Here is an 18,728-nt window from a genome sequence, read left to right as displayed (position 1 = left end):
ACGGGGCCGTGAGCGGGATGCGTGCGGCGGTGATCCACCGCTACGGCGGGCCGGAGGAGTTCCGCACCGAGACGGTGCCGGAGCCGGTGGCCGGCCTGGGTCAGGTGCTGATCGACGTCACCCTGGCCGGGCTCAACTACGCGGACCTGCAGTGCCGCACCGGCGAGTACGCGCGCTACCCGCTGCCGGCGGTGCTCGGCGCCGACGTGGTCGGGCGACGGCGCGGGGACGGGCGGAGGGTCGCCGCCCTGCTGCGCGCCGGCGGCGGGTACGCCCAAGTGGCCTGCGCCGAGACGGCGTACACGGTGGAGGTGCCGGACGCCGTGGGCGACGAGCAGGCGCTCGCGCTGCTGGAACAGGGGGCGACGGCCTACGGCGCGCTGACCCTGGCGGGGCGGCTGCGGCCGGGCGAGACCGTCGTGGTGACCGCCGCCGCCGGCGGGGTCGGCCACCTGGCGGTGCAGCTGGCGCGGGAGTTGGGTGCGGGCCGGGTGGTCGCCGTGGCCTCCACCCCGGCGAAGCGGGAGTTCGCGCGGTCGCTGGGAGCCGATCCGGCCCTCGACCCCGAGGATCCCGACCTGGCCGGGCGGATCGCGGAGTCGGGTGGGGTGGACCTGTTCGTGGACCTGGTCGGCGGCAGGGTGCTGCGCGCCGGGCTGGCCGGACTGGCGCCGTTCGGGCGGCTGTTGTCGGTCGGGGCCCGGGGTGGACCGGAGGAGAGCTTCTCGGTGGACGAGCTGGCCGACCGCTCGGCGGGGCTGCTGGGCTTCTGGCTCCACCACGTCCTGGAGGACCGGGCGCTGTTCGCCGGCATCGCCGACCGCCTCTTCCGACTCGCGGCCGAGCGGCGGCTGGTGGCGCGGATCGACCGGACCGTACCGCTGTCCGGGGTGGCCGGGGCGCACCGGGCGCTGGCCGCGCGGGAGACCATGGGCAAGGTGCTGGTGGACGTCCGCCCCTGGGGCTGAGCGGCGTGCGCACCGGGCCCGACAGTCCGCTGTCGGGCCCGGTGCCCGGTCAGTACCCGGCGACCTCGTCCAGGCCGTGGCCGCGCAGCGGGACGAGGAAGCTGCGCTCGAACTCCACCACGACCTCTCCCGTGGACTTCGTCCCGGTGGTGCGGCAGCTGACGATGCCCTGCCCGGCACGGCTCTTGGACAGCCGCTTGGCGAGGGTCTCGGTCTCCGCGTAGAGGGTGTCGCCGGCGAACACCGGGTGGGTCATCCGGATTTTCTCCCAGCCGAGGTTGGCGATGGTGCGCCCGCTCGTCGAGCGGGCGGTCATCCCGCCGACGATGCTGAGTGTCACCAGGCTGGAGACGATCGGTCGCCCCCAGGGGGTGTGTTCGCTGTAGGCGGCGTCGATGTGCAGCGGGGCGTCGTTCATGCTCAGCATGCTCATCAGCACGTTGTCGAGCTCGGTGACGGTCCGCCCGGGGCGGTGCTCGACCACCTCGCCGACCTCGAACTCCTCGTAGTAGCGCCCGACCACCTCGCGGTAGCGGCGCTCGCCGATCCGCCGGTAGCCGACGGGTTCGGTTCCGTCCATCGTGGTTCCCCCAACTCCTGTTATTCGGCGGTGAGTTCCTTGACGTGGTTGGCGAACTCGCGGATCAGTCGCTCGTCCATGTCGGCGCGCATCATCAGTCGGAGCCCGGCCTCGCCCTTGGGCACGATCGGGAAGAACACCGCCGAGCTGTAGAAGCCGCGCTCGAAGAGCAGGGCGGACAGCTTGACCGCCCGCTCGGCGTCTCCGACGTCGACGCGGCGCACCGGCAGGCCGTTGCCCGCGAAGGTGGTCGGCAGCAGTTCGTCGAAGAGATCGATGTTGCGGTTCAACTTGGCCTGAAGCTCGCCCAGTTCCGGGGAGCGGTGGATGGCGGCACTGCCCAGCGAGGCGCCGACCAGCGGCAGGGCGACGTTCTGCGACCAGCCGACCGGGCCGGCGTGCCGGTGCAGGAACTCGAACTGCTCGCGGTTGCCGAGCATCGCGACGCCGCCGCCGGTGCCGAAGCCCTTGCCGAGGCTCGCGACGATGACCGTCAGCGGGTTCATCTCCAGTCGGGAGCGGACGAAGCCCTCGCCGCGCTCGCCCATGATGGACAGCGAGTGGGAGTCGTCGATGTAGAGGAACAGTCCGTAGCGGTCCTGGAGTTCGAGCAGCCCGTCGAGGGCCGCCGCGCCGCCCATCGAGTACGCGCCGTCGGCCACGTAGGCGACCCGCGGGTACTTGCGGCAGATGTCCTCGAGGTAGTTCAGGTCGTTGTGCGGGCAGGTCAGCACCAGCGACTCGTCCGCGCAGATCGGCTTCACGTACGCCATGCAGAAGTGGCAGAAGCGGTCGAAGACCATCACCCGGGGCCCGCCGCCGCTCTGACAGGTGCCGTCCAGGTGGCCGGAGGCGATCAGCGGCAGGATGCCGGCGGTGAGCGAGGTGCAGGACGCTCCCGGCAGGATGTGCGCGCCGAACAGCTCGCCCAGCTCCTCCTCCAGGCGGACCAGCAGGTTGTGCCGGATCCGGGTGGTGGAGGTGACCAGCCAGGTGCTGCGGGACTCGGCCAGCGCGTCCACCGCGGCGGCCGCGACCGAGGGGTGGTTGTTCAGTCCCAGGTAGGCACAGGAGACCATGTTGGCGAACTCGTGGCCGGTCTCGCGGACGATCAGCCGGTTGTTGGACTCCGAGTCCACCGTGATGCCGATCAGGCCGTTGGCGGCGGCCGCCTGCCAGACCGGGTCGGCGGCGGCCAGCATGGTCTCGGCGTTGCGGTACCGGCGCGGGCCCAGGATGGATTCTTCGGTCATGGTCACTTCTCCGTCGCGTGGTTCGGGGGGTCGGTGGGCAGGCGGCTTTCGGGCCGGGGTGGGTCGAACTGCTCGATCAGGCGCTGCGAGGCCTCGAAGAACGGCATGCCGACCATCACTCCGTCCACCACGGTGACCGAGCGGCCGTTCTCCAGACCGGCCGCGACCACCCGGCGGGCCCGTGCCAGCAGTTCCTCGTCCGGGCTGAACGTCTCGTTGATCAGCGCGAGTTGGCGCGGGTGGACGGCGATCTTGCCGCTGAACCCGAAGTCCCGGGCGAGCCCGGCCTCCCGGCTTAGCCCGGTCAGGTCGGTGACCTCGAAGAACGGCGCGTCCATCACCTCCACCCCCGCGGCGCGGGCGCTGTTGACCACCCGGGCGCGGGCATGGGCCAGGGCCTCCCAGGAGAGCCGGGCGCCGACCGCGAAGGCGTAGTCGGCCGAGCCGAAGACCAGCCCGCGCAGCCGGTGCCCGGCGGCCGCGATGGCGGGCGCGTGCTCGATGCCCAGCGGGGTCTCCACGACGGCCAGGAACTCCGTCTCCGGGCAGTCCGGACCGAGCGCGCCGGCGGCGATCTCGATGTCCCGGGGGGACTCCGCCATCGGGATCAGCACGAGGTCCGGCTTGACGCGGTACCGGGTGATGGCGATCAGGTCGCGCAGACCGTCCGGACCGGAAAGGGTGTTGATGCGCACCGCGCTGCGCGCGAGCTTGGTGGACGGGAGCGTGAAGAAATCCTCGGCGAGCCGGCGGGCCTCCTCCTTCCGGGCGGGTGGGACCGAATCCTCCAGGTCGACCATGGCGATGTCGGCCCCGGACTGGTGGCTCTTGCTGTACCGCTCCACCGCCATCGCGGGTGTGGACAGTAGGGAACGGCAGTACCGCGTGAACTTCATGGATATCTCCGAAGTCAGCGAAGGCTGCGGGTCCCGGTTCTATCCCACCGGCTTTGTTCAGCGCCGTGTGGCTGGACATTGAACATCAACTCGGAACAACCGACCCGCGCGCACCATTGTTTGACGCCAACCGCGCTGTGCATGATGAATTACCGGGGGATGGACACGAGACACGCGCGACGCGCGTGGGCGCGTGGGCACGCAAGGGTGTCAGGACACCGCTTCAACGAAGAAGGGGGCTGTAGTGCCGCGTCGGGAAAGTCCACTGGACCCGGGGGACGGGCCGCTGCTGCGGTTCGCGGGCGATCTGCGGGCCCTGCGGGAGCGCGCCGGAAGTCCGCCGTACCGCCAACTCGCCGTTCGGGCGCACTGTTCGGCGGCCAGCCTGTCGGTGGCCGCGGGCGGTCGGCGGCTGCCCAGCCTCGCCGTCACCCTCGCTTACGTGCAGGCCTGCGGCGGGGACGTGCGGGAGTGGCGGCACCGCTGGCAGTTGCTCGCTGCCGAACTGGCCGCGGACACCGCCGCCCGGCGGCGAGCCCAGGACGCCGGACGGGCTCCCTACCCCGGAGCCGCGGCGTTCGAGGCGGCCGACGCCGAGCGGTTCTTCGGCCGCGAGGCGATGCTGGACCGGCTGGTCGCGCTGCTGGCCGAACGGCGGCTGGTGATCCTCACCGGGCCGTCCGGGGTGGGGAAGTCCTCGCTGGTCAGAGCCGGTCTGCTGGACCGGCTCGGCGGGGCTCCCGCCGTGGGAGCGGCTGCCGGGAGGAGCGGGGCCAGGGGCGGAACGCGGCGGGCCCCGGCCGGTGGGGGTGCTGTCCCGGTGGCACTGCTGACGCCGGGTGAACGACCGATGGAGGCGTACGCGCTCGCGCTCGCCCGGCTCGGGCAGCGAGTCGGGGAGGCGACGCGCGGCGCGTCCGGAGCGCCGGCCGGTGACCCGGTGTTGGTGGTGGACCAGGGGGAGCAACTGCGCACCCGCTGCCGGGACGCCGCCGAGCGGGCGCGCTTCCTGGACGCCTTGGTGGCGACGGCCTCGGGCGGTTCGGGCGAGGCCCTGGCCGAGCTGCCGGCGCCGGTGCCGGCCCGGTGCCGGGTGGTGCTGGTGGTCCGCTCGGACCACAGCGGGCCGCTGTTCGCCGAGCACCCGGGGCTGGCCGACGCCGGTCGCCACGGGGTGCTGTCGGTGGGGCGCCCGGCGCCGGACGAGCTGCGGCGGGCGATCACCGAACCGGCGTTGCGGGCCGGCTGCACCGTCGAGGGCGCCCTGCTGGCCGTCCTCATCTCGACCGCCGCGCAACAGCCTGGCGCGCTCCCGCTGTTGTCGGCGGCGCTGCTGGAGACCTGGCGCAGGCGAAGCGGCAACGCGCTCACCCTGGCCGGGTTCCAGGCCACGGGAGGTTTCGAGGGCGCGCTGGCCCGGACGGCGGAGGCGCTGTACAACGGGCTGGAGGCGTCCGACCGGACGCGGGCGCAGGCGGTATTCCTGCGGCTCGGTGGGGAGTTGCTCGGTGCCCGTGAGGACCCCGCCGGTGGCGGGACGGCACTGGGCGACGCGCTGACGCCTGGCGGTGAGCTGGTGTCGGGCGGCGACGAGGGCACCCGCAGGCCGGTGCGGCGGGCCGAGCTCGACGATCCCGGCGTACCGGAGGTGATGGAACGGCTGGTCCGGGCGCGGCTCGTGGTGGTGGACCGGGACACCGTCGAGCTGTCCCACCACGCGCTCCCGCAGGCCTGGCCCAGGCTGCGCGGATGGCTGGCGGAGGGCCGCGAGGGGCTGGGGGAGCAGCGCAGGCTCACCGCGGCCGCGCGGGGTTGGGCGTCCGCCGACCGGGACCCTGAACTGCTGTACCGGGGCGTCCGATTGGACCAGCTCCGGCGGCGGGTGGCGGCCGGCGAGCTGGTCCCGGCCGGCGTTGAGCGGGCGTTCCTGGCGGCCTCGGCGCGGGCGGCCGCCGCCGACCGGCGCCGGGCGCAGCGCCAGAACCTGGCGGTGGCCGGGGTCGCCATGGCGAGTGGGGCGCTGCTGGCCCTGGCGGGCGGGAACCGGATCCGTCGGGCCTGGCGGTGGTGAGCGCCGGGCCGCGCGCGGTGCGGCCGGTCGTTCCCGCGAGCGTCTCGTTCGGGCCGTCACCCGGGTATTGATCAGTGTCGGAATGGGGGAGTTGAACAACAGGAGGATCAACCGTCGGTTCGTCGCGGCGGCGTATTCGGTGCCGATCACGGTCCTTGCGCCGCCGTCGGCCGGGCGGGTAGCTTGACGGTCGATCCCGGCCCGTCGAAAGGCGAATTCGGCTGCTCGGTCGGTGATTTCCCGTACGCCGTGATCGGCCCAGAAGCGGTCCGGCGATCAATCCGTACCGATTTCCGTTGCCGGTTCCGCTGTGTTCGGCGACCTCGCTCCGTCAGCGGCTGACGGCCGTTCGGCGCTCACCCCGCCCGGCCGTCCTGCCGTGCACTTCAAAAGCCGTCGCGTTCGCCGCCGTATCCGCGTTTCCCTAAACCCGTGTCAAGGGGGAGTCATGTCCAATTCGGCCCGTCCGGTCCACAGCTGGGACGAGTTCACCACACTGCGGGAGGTCGTGGTCGGCACCGCCGTCGGCGCCCGGCTGCCCGAGCAGACCGAGCCGTCCTCCTGGCTGTCCTGCTTTCCGAAGACCAGCGCCGTCGACCTCGCCTCCATCGAGGTCGGCCCCTACTCGCAGCAGGTCGTGGAGGAGACGGAGGAGGACCTGGACGCGCTGGTGGCCACCTTGCGGGGCCTCGGCGTCACCGTCCACCAGCCCGAAGTGATCGACCACGCGGCCGAGTTCTCCTCCCCGCTCTGGACGGCCGACGGCGGTTTCCACTCCTACTGCCCGCGGGACCTGACCCTGGTGGTCGGCGAGACGGTGATCGAGGTGGCGAGCCCGATGCGACAGCGCTACTTCGAGGTCTTCGGGCTGCGCGGACTCTTCCAGGACTACCTGCGCCGCGGCGCGCGCTGGCTGGCCGCTCCCAGGCCGCAACTGAGGGACGAGCTCTTCGAGTTCGACGCGGACGGGCTGCCGCGGCTGGGCGAGGCCGAGCCGGTCTTCGACGCCGCGAACGTGCTGCGGCTCGGCCGGGACGTGTTCTACCAGGTCTCCCGCAGCGGGAACGAACTCGGCCTGCGGTGGCTGGAGTCCACCCTCGGCCTGCTCGGCGACGGCGGCCTGCGACTGCACCCGCTGCGGGACATCTACGGCTACACCCACATCGACAGCACCATCGCGCTGCTGCGGCCGGGGCTGGTGCTGCTCAACCCGGAGCGGATCAGCCCGGAGACCGTCCCGGAGGCGCTGCGGGGCTGGGACATCCTGTGGTGCCCGCCGGCCGAGCCCTCCGGTGACATGCCCGAGCACGCGCTCAGCGAGAGCTGGATCAGCATGAACCTGCTGATGGTCTCCCCGGACACGGCGATCGTCGAGTCGGGCCAGGAGAGCCTGATCAAGCTGCTGGAGCACTCCGGGATCACCGTCCTGCCGCACCGGCTGCGGCACTCCCGGGTGCTCGGAGGCGGCTTCCACTGCGTCACCCTGGACATCCGGCGCGACGGCGGGCCGGAGGACTACCTGTCCTGATCCGTCGACGCCGTGAGGCCGGTGCCGCCCGGTCGCCGTCGCGACCGGACGGCACCGGCCCCGTCGTCCCGCCCGGGCCGCGGTCGGTAATGTCGTTGTCCGGCGCCCCGCGGCTCAGGACCGGACGGCCGTGCCCGCCCAGGCGCGGTTGCCGAGCAGGGTCTTGATGTCCGAGGCGAGCCCGTTGTCGGGGTTCACCCGGAAGCCGAGCTCGTAGAGGGTGTTCTTGTCCCAGTTGGTGGTCAGCAACCGCACCGGGACGTCGCCCGGGTGGGCCTGGAGGGCGAGTTTGAGTTCGGCGACCGTCTCGGGGGTGATCCGGGCGGCCGGGACGGTGATCTGGACCGGTGGCTTGGTGCCGAGTTCGGCGGAGGAGACGTCGAGGGTGGTGATCTCCTGCCCGAAGACGCTCAGCGACCCGTCGCGCTCGTTGAGGCGGCCGCGGACCGAGATCACGTTGTCCTCGATCATCTGCTCGGCCATCAGGTTGTAGGTCGCGGGGAAGAACAGCACCTCGACCGAGCCGTCACGGTCGGCGACGGTGATGATCGCCCAGGCGTTGCCGGCCTTGTTGATCCGCCGGTCGACCGCGGTGATCAGGCCGGACAGTCGGACCTCGCCCTCGGAGCGGCCGGAGCCGAGGAGTTCGGCGATGGAGATGTCGCGGTTCTGGGAGAGGATGTGCTCGGCGCCGTCGAGTGGGTGGCTGGAGACGTAGAGGCCGAGCATCTCGCGTTCCAGGGAGAGGAGTTGGCGGCGGGGCCACTCCTGCTCGGTGAGCTGGAAGTCCAGCCCGATGCCCGGGCCGCCGCTGTCGCCGGAGTCCAGGGCGCCGAACAGGTCGTCCTGCCCGATGGCCTGCTGCTTCTTCACCCCGGTGACGGCGTCGATCGCGCTCTCGTGCACGGTGCTGAGCGAGAGCCGGGTGTGGCCGAGCGAGTCGAAGGCTCCGGCCTTGACCAGGGAGTCGACGGTGCGCTTGTTGCAGACCACGAGCTCGACCTTGTCCAGGAAGTCGGCGAAGGAGGTGTACTTGCCCTTCTCGTCGCGGGTGCGCACCAGCGAGTCGATCACCGGCACGCCGACGTTGCGGACGGCCTTGAGGCCGAAGCGGACGTCGCTGCCGACGGCGGTGAAGTCGACCACCGACTCGTTGACGTCGGGGGAGAGGATCTTGATGCCCATCTGCCGGCACTCGGCCAGGTAGACCGCCATCTTGTCCTTGTCGTCGGCGACGGAGGTGAGCAGCGCGGCCATGTACTCGGCGGGGTAGTTGGCCTTCAGGTAGGCGGTCTGGTACGAGACCAGGCCGTACGCGGCGGAGTGCGACTTGTTGAACGCGTAGCCGGCGAACGGGACCAGGACGTCCCAGACCGCCTTGACGGCCTCGTCGGAGTAGCCGCGCTCGCGACAGCCGGCCTGGAAGGGGATGAACTCCTTCTCCAGGACCTCCTTCTTCTTCTTGCCCATGGCCCGGCGCAGCAGGTCGGCCTGGCCGAGCGAGTAGCCGGCGAGGACCTGCGCGGCGCGCTGGACCTGCTCCTGGTAGACGATCAGGCCGTAGGTGGGGCCGAGGACGTCCGCGAGCGGGGCCTCCAGCTCGGGGTGGATCGGGACGATCTCCTGCTGGCCGTTCTTGCGCAGCGCGTAGTTGGTGTGCGAGTTCATGCCCATCGGGCCCGGCCGGTACAGCGCCGAGACGGCGGAGATGTCGGCGAACTCGGTGGGTTTCATCAGCCGGAGCAGGGCGCGCATCGGCCCGCCGTCGAGCTGGAAGACACCGAGGGTGTCGCCGCGGGCGAGCAGGTGGTAGGTGGTGGGGTCGTCCAGCGGGACGTCCTCGATGGAGACGTCGACGCCCCGGTTGGCCTTGATGATCTTGATGCAGTGATCGATGATGCCAAGGTTCCGCAGGCCCAGGAAGTCCATCTTGATCAGGCCCATGGCTTCGCAGGACGGGTAGTCGAAGCCGGTGATGATCACCCCGTCCTTGTCCCGCATGTGCAGCGGGATCAGGTCGAGCAGCGGGGTGGAGGACAGGATGACGGCGGCGGCGTGCACGCCGGTGCCGCGGATGAGGCCCTCGATGCCCCGCCCGGTGTCGATGATCTTCCTGACGTCCGACTCGTTCTCGTAAAGCGCCCGGATCTCGGTGCCCTCGTTGTAGCGGGGGTGCTTCTCGTCGAACAGGTCGGCCAGCGGCACACCCTTGCCCATGACGTCCGGGGGCATCGCCTTGGTGATCCGGTCGCCCATCGAGAACGGGTAGCCGAGGATACGGTTGGCGTCCTTCACGGCGGCCTTGGCCTTGATCGTGCCGAAGGTGTTCACCTGGGCCGTGTAGGCGGCGCCGTACTTCTCGGTCACATAGCGGACCATCTGGTCCCGCTGGCGGTCGTCGAAGTCGATGTCGACGTCCGGGGGGTTGATCCGCTCGGGGTTGAGGAAGCGCTCGAACAGCAGGTCGTGCTCCAGCGGGTCCAGCTGGGTGATCCCGGTCAGGTAGGCGACCATCGAGCCGGCCGCCGAACCGCGGCCCGGGCCGACCGGGATTCCGTTGTCCCGTCCGTACTGGCAGATGTCGGCGACCACGAGGAAGTAGGCGTCGAACCCCATCGGGGTGATCACGCCCATCTCCAGCTCGATCCGGTCCAGCACCTCCTGGCTGGGGTTGTCCCCGTAGCGGTGCTTCAGGCCGATCTCGATCTTCTTGCGCAGGAACGAGGCCTGGGTCTCGCCCTCGGGCACGTCGAACTGAGGCATCCGGTCGACGTAGGTGAAGACCTCCTCGTACGACTCGATCCGCTCGGCGATCGCGAGCGTGTTGTCGCAGGCCTCCGGCAGCTCACGGAACAGCTCGCGCATCTCGGCGGCGGTCTTCACGTAGTAGCCGGTGCCCTGGAACTTGAACCGGTTCGGGTCGTCCTTGTTCTTGCCCACGCCGACGCAGAGCAGGCTGTCGTGGGCGTCGGCCTGGTCGGCGGTCACGTAGTGGGAGTCGTTGGTGGCCAGCAGCGGGATGTTCAGCTGCTTCGCGAGCCGGAGCAGGTCGGCGCGGACCTCGCGCTCGATGTCCAGGCCGTGGTCCATCAGCTCCAGGAAGTAGTTCTCCTTGCCGAAGATGTCCTGGTAGGCGGCCGCGGCCTTGACCGCCTCCTCGTACTGGCCCAGCCGCAGCCGGGTCTGCACCTCGCCGGAGGGGCAGCCGGTGGTGGCGATGATGCCGTCCGCGTGCGTGGCGATCAGCTCACGGTCCATTCGGGGCTTCATGTAGTAGCCCTCCATCGACGCGAGCGAGGAGAGCCGGAAGAGGTTCCGCAGACCGGTCGGGTTCCGCGCCCACATCGTCATGTGGGTGTAGCGGCCGCCGCCGGAGACGTCCTTGCCGCCCTCGCCGTCGGCGCCGGTCGGGCGCTGGCCGCCGGGCGACCAGAACACCTGCTTCTTCTCGAAGCGCGAGCCCGGTGCGACGTACGCCTCGATGCCGATGATCGGCTTCACGCCGGTCTTCGCGGCCGCGTGGAAGAACTCGTACGCGCCGAACATGTTGCCGTGGTCGCTCATCGCGATGGCGGGCATGCCCTGTCTCTCCGCCTCGGCGAACAGCTTGCCGTTCTTCGCCGCCCCGTCCAGCATCGAGTACTCGGTGTGGACGTGCAGGTGCGTGAAGCTGGCGGACACGGGGCTGTGCTCCTCGGACGGGTCTCGGGAAACGAAGCCGCCCACGCTAGCGGGTCGGCGCGGACGACGCGCCGGGGCGGGCGCCCGTGTCGGCGACCTTGACGCGTCCTTCCCGTCTTCTTGACGGGGTGTTGACCCTGCTCCGCCCGGGCTTCTCCGCCGACGACTGGCCCGCGCCCGTCGTCACCTGCGTCTTCCCCGGCGTCCACGCCCGGCTCGGCGCGTTCGGCCACAGGGCGGCGGCGAGGGTGTCCTCGTGGCGGCAGGTGGGGTCACTTTCAGGTCATCCGGGGTCACGCCACGGTCGCCGAACCCGGCCGTACCGGTACCGGCCACCCTGCTGGGTGGAGTGTCACCGGACGGGCCCGCTGGCCGCGTGGTCCGGGCTCGCGGGAGACTGGGTGAGGAGAGGGGTGCCGCGATGGGTGAAGGACTGGGACCCCGGGTGCCGGGTGAGGTGGAGCGGTATCTGTCGGTGGCCGAGCACGGGCTGATCGGCGACCTGCGGACCGTGGCGCTGGTGGGCACGGATGGGACGATCGACTGGTACTGCTGTCCGTCGTTCGACGCGCCGAGTGTGTTCGGGGCGATTCTGGATGCGGATCGGGGCGGGGCGTTCGAGCTGGCGGCGGCCGTGCCGGGCCGGACCAGGCAGTTCTACTTCCCCGACACCAATGTGCTGATCACCCGTTTTCTCACCGAGGACGGCGTCGGTGAGATCCAGGACTTTATGCCGATCGTCGGCGGTCATGTGGCGGGTGAGACCGGGCGGCATCGGCTGATTCGGCGGGTGGTGTGCGTGCGGGGTTCGCTGCCGTTCCGGGCGCGGGTCGCGCCGCGGTTCGGTTACGGGGCGCAGCCGCACGTGGTGCGGCGGCAGGGGGACGGCCTGGCGATCTTCGAGTCCGGCGCGCTGTCACTCGCGCTCACCTCCACGGTGGCGTTCGAGTGCGACGAGCTGGACGTGACCGCCGAGTTCAAGCTCAGCCAGGGCGAGACGGCGGTGTTCGCGCTCGACCGGGTCGACGGCGGCGTGTCGCCGAGGGGCTGCGCCCACCACGAGGCGGAGGTGGAGTTCAAGGCCACGGTGGCGTTCTGGCGGGGGTGGCTGGCGCAGAGCCGGTACCGAGGGCGGTGGCGGGAGATGGTTCACCGCTCGGCGCTGACGCTCAAACTGCTCACCTATGCCCCGACCGGCGCGATGGTGGCCGCGCCGACCACCAGCCTGCCAGAACGGATCGGTGGCGAACGCAACTGGGACTACCGCTACTTGTGGGTACGGGACGCCGCGTTCTGCGTGTACGCGTTGCTGCGGCTGGGCTTCACCGGCGAGGCCGAGGCGTTCATGGGCTTCCTGACCGCCCGGATCGACCGGGACGGGACCCGGCCCTCCGGCCCGTTGCAGATCATGTACGGCATCGACGGCCGCTCCGACCTGCCCGAGCGCGAGCTCCGGCACCTGGAGGGCTACCGGGGGTCCGCTCCGGTGCGGGTCGGCAACGCGGCCGTCGACCAGCTCCAGCTCGACATCTACGGCGCCCTGCTGGACTCCGTCTACCTGTACGACAAGTGGGGTCAGCCGATCTCCAGCGAGCAGTGGGACGCCGTGTGCGCCGTGGTCGACTGGGTCTGTGCCAACTGGGACCAGCCCGACGAGGGCGTGTGGGAGACCCGCGGCGGGCGCAAGAGGTTCCTCTACTCCCGCCTGATGTGCTGGGTGGCGATCGAACGGGCCGTCCGGATCGCCCGGCGCCGCGGCCTGCCGGCCGACCTGGTGCGCTGGGGTGCCGCGCGTGATGCCGTCTACCGGCGGATCATGGACCGGGGCTGGTCCGCGGAGCGCAGGGCGTTCGTCCAGCACGAGGACGATCAGGTGCTGGACGCCGCGGTGTTGATGATGCCGCTGGCCAAGTTCATCGCACCCACCGACCCCAAGTGGCTTTCCACGCTGGACGCGCTCAGCGCCGACCTGGTCTCCGACTCGCTGGTCTACCGGTACGACCCGCAGGCCAGCCCGGACGGCCTGATCGGCGAGGAGGGCACCTTCTCGATCTGCTCCTTCTGGTACGTCGAGGCCCTCACCCGGGCCGGCCGCCTGGACGAGGCCCGGCTCGCCTTCGAGAAGATGCTCACCTACGCCAACCACCTCGGCCTGTACGCCGAGGAGATCAGCCACACCGGCGAGCAACAGGGCAACTTCCCGCAGGCGTTCACCCACCTCGCGCTGATCAGTGCCGCCTACAACCTCGACCGCACCCTGGGCTGACGACTGACAGAGTCTGGCCGGCGCACGGCGGCGCGGAGCGCACGGTCGGCCAGGAGGCGGCCTTCAGCGCTCGCCCTTGGGGGCGGCAAACCGGCGGCCAATCCCCTGACCGGATGATGCGGAGCGTTCGCACGGGAGGGGGGAGGTTTGGCGGGTCGGCCGGGGAGTCTTGTATGGTTCCTCGCGAATCATCCAGAGGGGTGGAGGGACCGGCCCTACGAAGCCCCGGCAACTCCCCGGTCGACTCGGTGTGCGAAGTACGCGCCGCGCCGTCCGGGATCAGTGCCAACTCCGGCCTGTCGCCAACGTGGCGCGGGAAAGATGAGGAGACACGGTGCTCTCTGTGCTGTCCTTCGCCCGGGCGCTTCCCGCCCCGGCCCTTTCGCGTACCCGTCTCGTGCCCGGCGCAGGCAATCGGCCGACTTCTCAGGCCCGTTCTCGCTGACCACCCCCCGCTCCCCGCGGGGAGCCTCCGTGAGCGGAACCCACCTGCTGCTCACGGGGTTTGAGACTGGAGTACCCATCCATGGAGAACACGAGCGGCGTCGGCGTGCTCGACAAGGTCACCTCGATCCTCGGCACCCTGGAGGCAGGTCCCGCCACGCTGGCCGGGCTCGTCGCCGCCACCGGCCTGGCGCGGCCCACCGCCCACCGGCTCGCCGTCGCACTGGAACACCACCGTCTGGTCGGCAGGGACCTGCAGGGCCGGTTCGTCCTGGGCCCCCGGCTCGGGGAGCTCTCGGCGGCGGCCGGTGAGGACCGGCTGCTGGCGGCCGCCGGCTCGGTCCTCATCCACCTGCGCGACGTCACCGGCGAGAGCGCACAGCTCTACCGCCGCCAGGGCGAGGTCCGCATCTGCGTGGCCGCCGCCGAGCGGCTCTCCGGCCTTCGCGACACCGTCCCCGTCGGCGTCACCCTCCCCATGAAGGCCGGCTCCGCCGCCCAGATCCTGCTCGCCTGGGAGGAACCTGAGCGGCTCCACCGCGGCCTCCTGGGCGCCCGCTTCACCGCCACCGCCCTCAGCGGCGTACGGCGCCGCGGCTGGGCCCAGTCCGTCGGCGAGCGCGAGCCCGGCGTGGTCTCCGTCTCCGCGCCCGTCCGCGGCCCGTCCAACCGGGTCGTGGCCGCCGTCTCCGTCTCCGGCCCGATCGAACGCCTCACCCGCCACCCCGGCGCGCACTTCTCCCAGGCCGTCGTCGAGGCGGCCAACCGCCTCACCGAAGCCCTGCGCCACCCCTGACCGACCCGTCGCCCTGGCGGCCCCCGGCTGATCGTCGGAAACGATCAATCATGCTGGGGAATCGCCGATGTCCGGTCGGGGAAGGCGGCGAGGAGGGCGAGCCAGAGCTGGAAGCGGTCCTGCATGGACTGCAGTGATCGGCCGGTGAGGCGCTCGATCTGGTCCAGCCGGTAGCGGACGGTGTTGCGGTGGACGTACAGCCGGTCGGCGACCGCCTGGACCGAGCAGTCCGCGGCCAGGTAGGCGTGCAGGGTCGTGACGAGATCGGCGTTGTTGGTCCCGTCGAACCGGGTGAGCGGGCGCAGCACCTCGGCGGCGAGTTGCTTCAACGGCAGGTCGGGGCTGGAGAGCAGCAGGCGGGGCAGGAGGCGAGCGGGCGAATCACGACGTCGCTGCCCCGCCGCTGCGGCGGGGTGGCATGCGGCAGGCGGCCTCCGTCCTGCACCGGCACGCCAGGCTGCGGCTGGCGCTGCTACTGGCGGCGCCGATGGCCTGGCTGGTGCTCGCCTACCTGGGCTCGCTCGCCGTCCTGTTCCTCTCGGCCTTCTGGACGGTCGACGACTTCACCTACGACATCGTCCGAATCCGGAACACCGCCAACTTCCACACCGTCCTCACCGAGCCGGTCTACCGGACGATCGCCCTGCGCACCCTCGGCATCGCCGCCGCGGTCACGGTGGTCGACGCCGTGGTGGCGTTCCCGATGGCCTTCTACATGGCCCGGATCGCCCGGCCGCGCACCCGCAAGCTCCTGGTGGTCGCCGTACTGACCCCGCTCTGGGCCAGCTACCTGGTCAAGGCGTACGCCTGGCGCGTCATCTTCAGCCGGGGCGGCGTGCTCGACTGGCTCGGCAAACCGTTCGGCTTGTCGAGCCCCGGGTACGGCACGGCGGCGGTCATCGCCGTCCTGGCCTACCTGTGGCTGCCGTACATGATCCTGCCGGTCTACGCGGGACTCGAGAACCTGCCGACCAACCTCCTTGACGCCTCGGCCGATCTGGGCGCCTCGGCCGGGCGGACCTTCCGCTCAGTGGTCCTTCCGCAGGTCTTGCCCTCGGTGTTCGCCGGGTCGGTCTGCACCTTCTCGCTGAGCCTCGGCGACTACATCGCCGTACGGATCGTCGGTGGGAAGACGCAGGTGCTGGGCACCGCGATCGCCGACAACGTGACGCTCAACCTGCCACTGGCTGCCGTGCTGTCCTGCGTACCCGTGGTGGTGATCGTCGGCTACCTGCTCGCCGTGCGCCGGACCGGCGCCCTGGACTCTCTGTAGGAGTCGAACACCAGTGATCCTCTCCCGCCGTGCCCGGATCGCGCTGCGCGCGGCCGTGGCCGCCGGCCTCGCCGTCGTCTACCTGCCGCTGCTGCTGGTCCTGCTCAACTCGGTCAACCGGGACCGCTCCTTCGCCTGGCCGCCGACCGGACTCACCGCCGAGTGGTGGGTGCGGGCCTGGCAGTCCGAGGGCGCCCGCAGCGCGCTCGTCACCTCACTGCAGGCGGGAGCGGGGGCCACCCTGGTGGCCCTGGTCCTGGGAACGATGACCGCATTCGCGGTCCAGCGCTGCCGGTTCTTCGGTCGGCAGACGGTGTCGTTCCTGGTGATCCTGCCGATCGCACTGCCCGGCATCGTCACCGGCATCGCGCTCAACGCCGCGTTCCGCACCGTGCTCGGCCCGGCGGGCATCGGGTTCGGCATGCTCACCGTCATCATCGGGCACGCCACCTTCTGCATCGTCGTGGTCTTCAACAACGTCATCGCCAGGCTGCGCCGGATGTCGCCCTCCGCCGAGGAGGCCTCGGCCGACCTCGGCGCGCACACCTTCCAGACCTTCCGGTACGTCACCTTCCCGGCGGTGCGGTCGGCGCTGCTGGCGGGCGGGTTGCTGGCGTTCGCACTCTCCTTCGACGAGATCGTGGTGACCACCTTCACCGCCGGCCCCGGCGTCCAGACCCTGCCGATCTGGATCTACGCCAACCTGGCCCGGCCCAACCAGGCCCCGGTGGTCAACGTCGTGGCCGCAGTCCTGGTGCTGCTCTCCGTGGTGCCGGTCTACTTGGCCCAGCGGCTGTCCGCCGACAGCCCCGGAGGGCGGCTGTAGCCGCGGGTGAAGCGGCTGGAGCGCCTCCCCCGGCCGGGCCAACTGCGGTTCGGTGCAGGGGGCCTGGGCCTACGGTCCGCCCTGCCACAGGGCGCGCTCGACGGTGCGCAGGGCGGTGGCCGACTGCTCCCAACCGTGCCACCAGAACAGTCCGCCGTCCTGGCTTGCCTCAGCGGCGAGGGTTGTCAGGTGGGCCCACGGGCCGGCCGGGATGCCGAACCGCGGTCGGGCGCGGGAACGGTGCGTCGCCGGCGGCCCGTCCGGTGCCGTGGAGCATCGGGTGCAGGGTGATCGGGTCGAGCGGCAGGGTGAGGTCGGCGGACGGTAGGAGGTCCGGGCCGTCCTGCCACCTGAGGCACCGGCCGCTCAACTCGCCCTTGGGGGCGGCCGGTCCGTCGAGCGTGACGCCGTCCTTCAGCTGGTACGGACTGCTGGTGGTGGCCCTGGTCGCGCTGGACGGGCGCTGGGAGTGGCTGGCGGTTCCCGCGGCCGGCCAGGTGCTCCACCCGGTCGGCGGAGAGGACGCCCAGCGCGTCGCCTACGGGGGCCGCCCTGGCCCGTGTGCTCGTGGTGCCGGTGTTGCGCCGTCTCATGACTGCCGGGCCGGCCCGCCCGACCCGTGAGGCGCGGCCGGAGATGACGAAAGTCTGACGGGACGCCCCCGGCCCTGGCCGTCGCCGGGGCGGACCTGGTCGAATCGTCCCGTGAACAGTGGAAACGAAGAGGGCAGGGGCACCCCGGTCGGACGCCGGGTGGTGCTCGGCCTGCTCGGGCTCGGCGCGCTCGGGGTGGCCGCCGGGCCGTACCTGCAGCGGGCCGAGTCGGCGCTGGCGGAACGGGATCCGAGCGGCCTGTCCGGGCTGCTGCCGGGCAACAACGGCTTCCGGTACTACTCGGTGGTGACCTCCGTCCCCGAACGGAACGCGGGCGACTACACCCTCACCGTGGACGGACTGGTGGAGCGCCCCGCCACCCACCGACTGCCAGACCTGCAGGCGATGCCGCAGCGGCGGCTGGTCAAGGACGTCCAGTGCGTCACCGGGTGGCGGGTGCCGGACACCCCGTTCGAAGGGGTGCCGCTGGCCCACCTCCTCGACGCCGCCGGGGTGAAGCCGGAAGCCAAGGCCGTACGCTTCAGCTGCTTCGACGGCGCGTACACCGAGAGCCTCACCCTGGAGCAGGCCCGGCGGGACGACGTGCTGGTCGCGCTGCGCATGCAGGACAACCCGATCGCGCACGACCACGGCGGGCCGGTGCGGCTGTACGTCGCGCCGATGTACTTCTACAAGTCCGCGAAGTGGCTCTCCGGCATCACCGTCACCGGCTCGGTCGAGCCGGGCTACTGGGAGCAGAACGGATACGACGTCGACGCCTGGGTCGGCCGGTCGAACGGGAGGGACGATGCGCCCACGAGCTGAACTGGTCCTCCGCTTCTCCCGGGCCGAGCGCTGGGTGCACCGGACCACCGCCGCACTGATCGGCGTCTGCCTGGCCACCGCCGCCTGCCTCTACCTCGCGCCGCTCGCCGAACTGGTCGGCAACCGGCCGCTGGTCGTCACCGTGCACGTGTGGTGCGGTCTGGCGCTGCCGGTGCCGCTGCTGCTCGGGCTCGCCTCCCGGGCGATGCGGGCGGACGTCGCCCGGCTGAGCCGGTTCACCCCGGCGGACTGGCAGTGGCTGCGGGCCGTCCGCGCCCGGGCCGCCCACCGGCCGGCCGGGAAGTTCAACGCCGGACAGAAGCTGTACGCGCAGTGGACGCTCGGATCGATGCTGGTGATCGTCGGCACCGGGCTGCTGATGTGGCTCACCCACCTCGCACCGCCGTCCTGGCGGACCGGCGCGACCTTCGTGCACGACTGGCTGGCCGCCGCCATCGCGGTCGTGGTCGCCGGGCACGTCCGGATGGCCTGGCGGGACCGGGAGGCGCGGCTCGGGATGCGGACCGGGCTGGTGGAGCGGAGCTGGGCCGCGCGCGAGCACCCGCAGTGGCAGGCCGGACAGGATCAGCCGGCGGTGGGGATCGGCGCCAGCGAGTCGGCGGAGTAGGCGACCACGCCGGCTGGCATGCCGAGGTGGTCCAGCCGGGCGACCCGCCGCTCGCTGCCCCAGCGGGTGGCCCGGAGCCAGCCGAGCACCGTGGACCAGT

At 71.5% G+C, this 18,728-nt stretch carries 16 protein-coding genes and 1 riboswitch; of the genes, 10 read left to right on the top strand and 6 right to left on the bottom strand.

All coding sequences use genetic code 11. The features are described from left to right. Nucleotides 1-17 precede the first annotated feature (17 nt). A complete protein-coding gene (locus ACWC9T_RS19710; protein ID WP_449822361.1) occupies nt 18-968 on the top strand; it encodes a quinone oxidoreductase family protein in 951 nt (316 codons plus the stop codon). 49 nt (nt 969-1,017) lie between these two features. Here ACWC9T_RS19710 and ACWC9T_RS19705 read toward each other — a convergent pair whose 3' ends face one another. The 3 genes from ACWC9T_RS19705 to ACWC9T_RS19695 are packed head-to-tail and all read right to left on the bottom strand — an operon-like array spanning nt 1,018 to nt 3,697. Next, entirely contained in the window at nt 1,018-1,548 is a 531-nt protein-coding gene (locus tag ACWC9T_RS19705; protein WP_449822320.1) for a MaoC family dehydratase, read from the bottom strand. Between the two features lie 20 nt (nt 1,549-1,568). Then, nucleotides 1,569-2,801 (bottom strand): aminotransferase class I/II-fold pyridoxal phosphate-dependent enzyme, encoded by a 1,233-nt coding sequence (locus tag ACWC9T_RS19700; protein ID WP_449822319.1) that lies wholly within the window; start codon nt 2,799-2,801, stop codon nt 1,569-1,571. Between the two features lie 2 nt (nt 2,802-2,803). Further along, entirely contained in the window at nt 2,804-3,697 is an 894-nt protein-coding gene (locus ACWC9T_RS19695) for an HpcH/HpaI aldolase/citrate lyase family protein (RefSeq protein ID WP_449822318.1), read from the bottom strand. Between the two features lie 244 nt (nt 3,698-3,941). Between ACWC9T_RS19695 and ACWC9T_RS19690 the strand changes: the two genes are divergently transcribed. Both ACWC9T_RS19690 and ACWC9T_RS19685 read left to right on the top strand, forming a co-directional pair. Beyond that, on the top strand, nt 3,942-5,768 hold the full coding sequence (locus ACWC9T_RS19690; RefSeq protein WP_449822317.1) for an nSTAND1 domain-containing NTPase: 1,827 nt from the start codon (nt 3,942-3,944) through the stop codon (nt 5,766-5,768). Between the two features lie 448 nt (nt 5,769-6,216). Beyond that, nucleotides 6,217-7,296 (top strand): inosamine-phosphate amidinotransferase 1, encoded by a 1,080-nt coding sequence (locus ACWC9T_RS19685; RefSeq protein WP_449822316.1) that lies wholly within the window; start codon nt 6,217-6,219, stop codon nt 7,294-7,296. A gap of 114 nt (nt 7,297-7,410) precedes the next feature. Here ACWC9T_RS19685 and dnaE read toward each other — a convergent pair whose 3' ends face one another. Further along, complete coding sequence (dnaE, locus tag ACWC9T_RS19680) at nt 7,411-10,977, bottom strand: DNA polymerase III subunit alpha (RefSeq protein WP_449822315.1); 3,567 nt, start codon at nt 10,975-10,977, stop codon at nt 7,411-7,413. A gap of 421 nt (nt 10,978-11,398) precedes the next feature. On the opposite strand from dnaE, the gene ACWC9T_RS19675 reads away from it, so the two are divergent. Both ACWC9T_RS19675 and ACWC9T_RS19670 read left to right on the top strand, forming a co-directional pair. Next, nucleotides 11,399-13,243 (top strand): glycoside hydrolase family 15 protein, encoded by a 1,845-nt coding sequence (locus tag ACWC9T_RS19675; protein WP_449822314.1) that lies wholly within the window; start codon nt 11,399-11,401, stop codon nt 13,241-13,243. Nucleotides 13,244-13,428: 185 nt separating this feature from the next. Continuing rightward, nucleotides 13,429-13,571, top strand: a riboswitch (SAM riboswitch). Between the two features lie 198 nt (nt 13,572-13,769). After that, a complete protein-coding gene (locus ACWC9T_RS19670; protein WP_449822313.1) occupies nt 13,770-14,483 on the top strand; it encodes an IclR family transcriptional regulator in 714 nt (237 codons plus the stop codon). Between the two features lie 44 nt (nt 14,484-14,527). Here ACWC9T_RS19670 and ACWC9T_RS19665 read toward each other — a convergent pair whose 3' ends face one another. Continuing rightward, on the bottom strand, nt 14,528-14,812 hold the full coding sequence (locus ACWC9T_RS19665; RefSeq protein ID WP_449822312.1) for a PucR family transcriptional regulator: 285 nt from the start codon (nt 14,810-14,812) through the stop codon (nt 14,528-14,530). Nucleotides 14,813-14,901: 89 nt separating this feature from the next. Here ACWC9T_RS19665 and ACWC9T_RS19660 point away from each other — a divergent pair, with 89 nt between their 5' ends. The 5 genes from ACWC9T_RS19660 (at nt 14,902) to ACWC9T_RS19640 (ending at nt 18,628) form a co-directional block, all read left to right on the top strand. Next, complete coding sequence (locus ACWC9T_RS19660; protein WP_449822311.1) at nt 14,902-15,756, top strand: ABC transporter permease; 855 nt, start codon at nt 14,902-14,904, stop codon at nt 15,754-15,756. Between the two features lie 13 nt (nt 15,757-15,769). Beyond that, nucleotides 15,770-16,582 carry an ABC transporter permease gene (locus ACWC9T_RS19655; protein ID WP_449822310.1) on the top strand — a complete coding sequence of 271 codons (813 nt, stop codon included), beginning with the start codon at nt 15,770-15,772 and terminating at the stop codon, nt 16,580-16,582. Nucleotides 16,583-16,983: 401 nt separating this feature from the next. Continuing rightward, a complete protein-coding gene (locus ACWC9T_RS19650; RefSeq protein WP_449822309.1) occupies nt 16,984-17,205 on the top strand; it encodes a hypothetical protein in 222 nt (73 codons plus the stop codon). Between the two features lie 81 nt (nt 17,206-17,286). Further along, on the top strand, nt 17,287-18,000 hold the full coding sequence (locus ACWC9T_RS19645) for a molybdopterin-dependent oxidoreductase (protein ID WP_449822308.1): 714 nt from the start codon (nt 17,287-17,289) through the stop codon (nt 17,998-18,000). Continuing rightward, nucleotides 17,984-18,628 carry a cytochrome b/b6 domain-containing protein gene (locus tag ACWC9T_RS19640; RefSeq protein ID WP_449822307.1) on the top strand — a complete coding sequence of 215 codons (645 nt, stop codon included), beginning with the start codon at nt 17,984-17,986 and terminating at the stop codon, nt 18,626-18,628. Before ACWC9T_RS19645 ends, ACWC9T_RS19640 begins: the two co-directional genes overlap by 17 nt. Here ACWC9T_RS19640 and ACWC9T_RS19635 read toward each other — a convergent pair. Then, complete coding sequence (locus ACWC9T_RS19635) at nt 18,586-18,717, bottom strand: hypothetical protein (protein ID WP_449822306.1); 132 nt, start codon at nt 18,715-18,717, stop codon at nt 18,586-18,588. The genes ACWC9T_RS19640 and ACWC9T_RS19635 overlap by 43 nt on opposite strands. Nucleotides 18,718-18,728: the final 11 nt, after the last annotated feature.

This window comes from Kitasatospora sp. NPDC001159 (assembly GCF_053598235.1).
The sequence above is the reverse complement of the archived record's forward strand: the minus strand, read 5'-3'. Positions and strand labels throughout refer to the sequence as shown.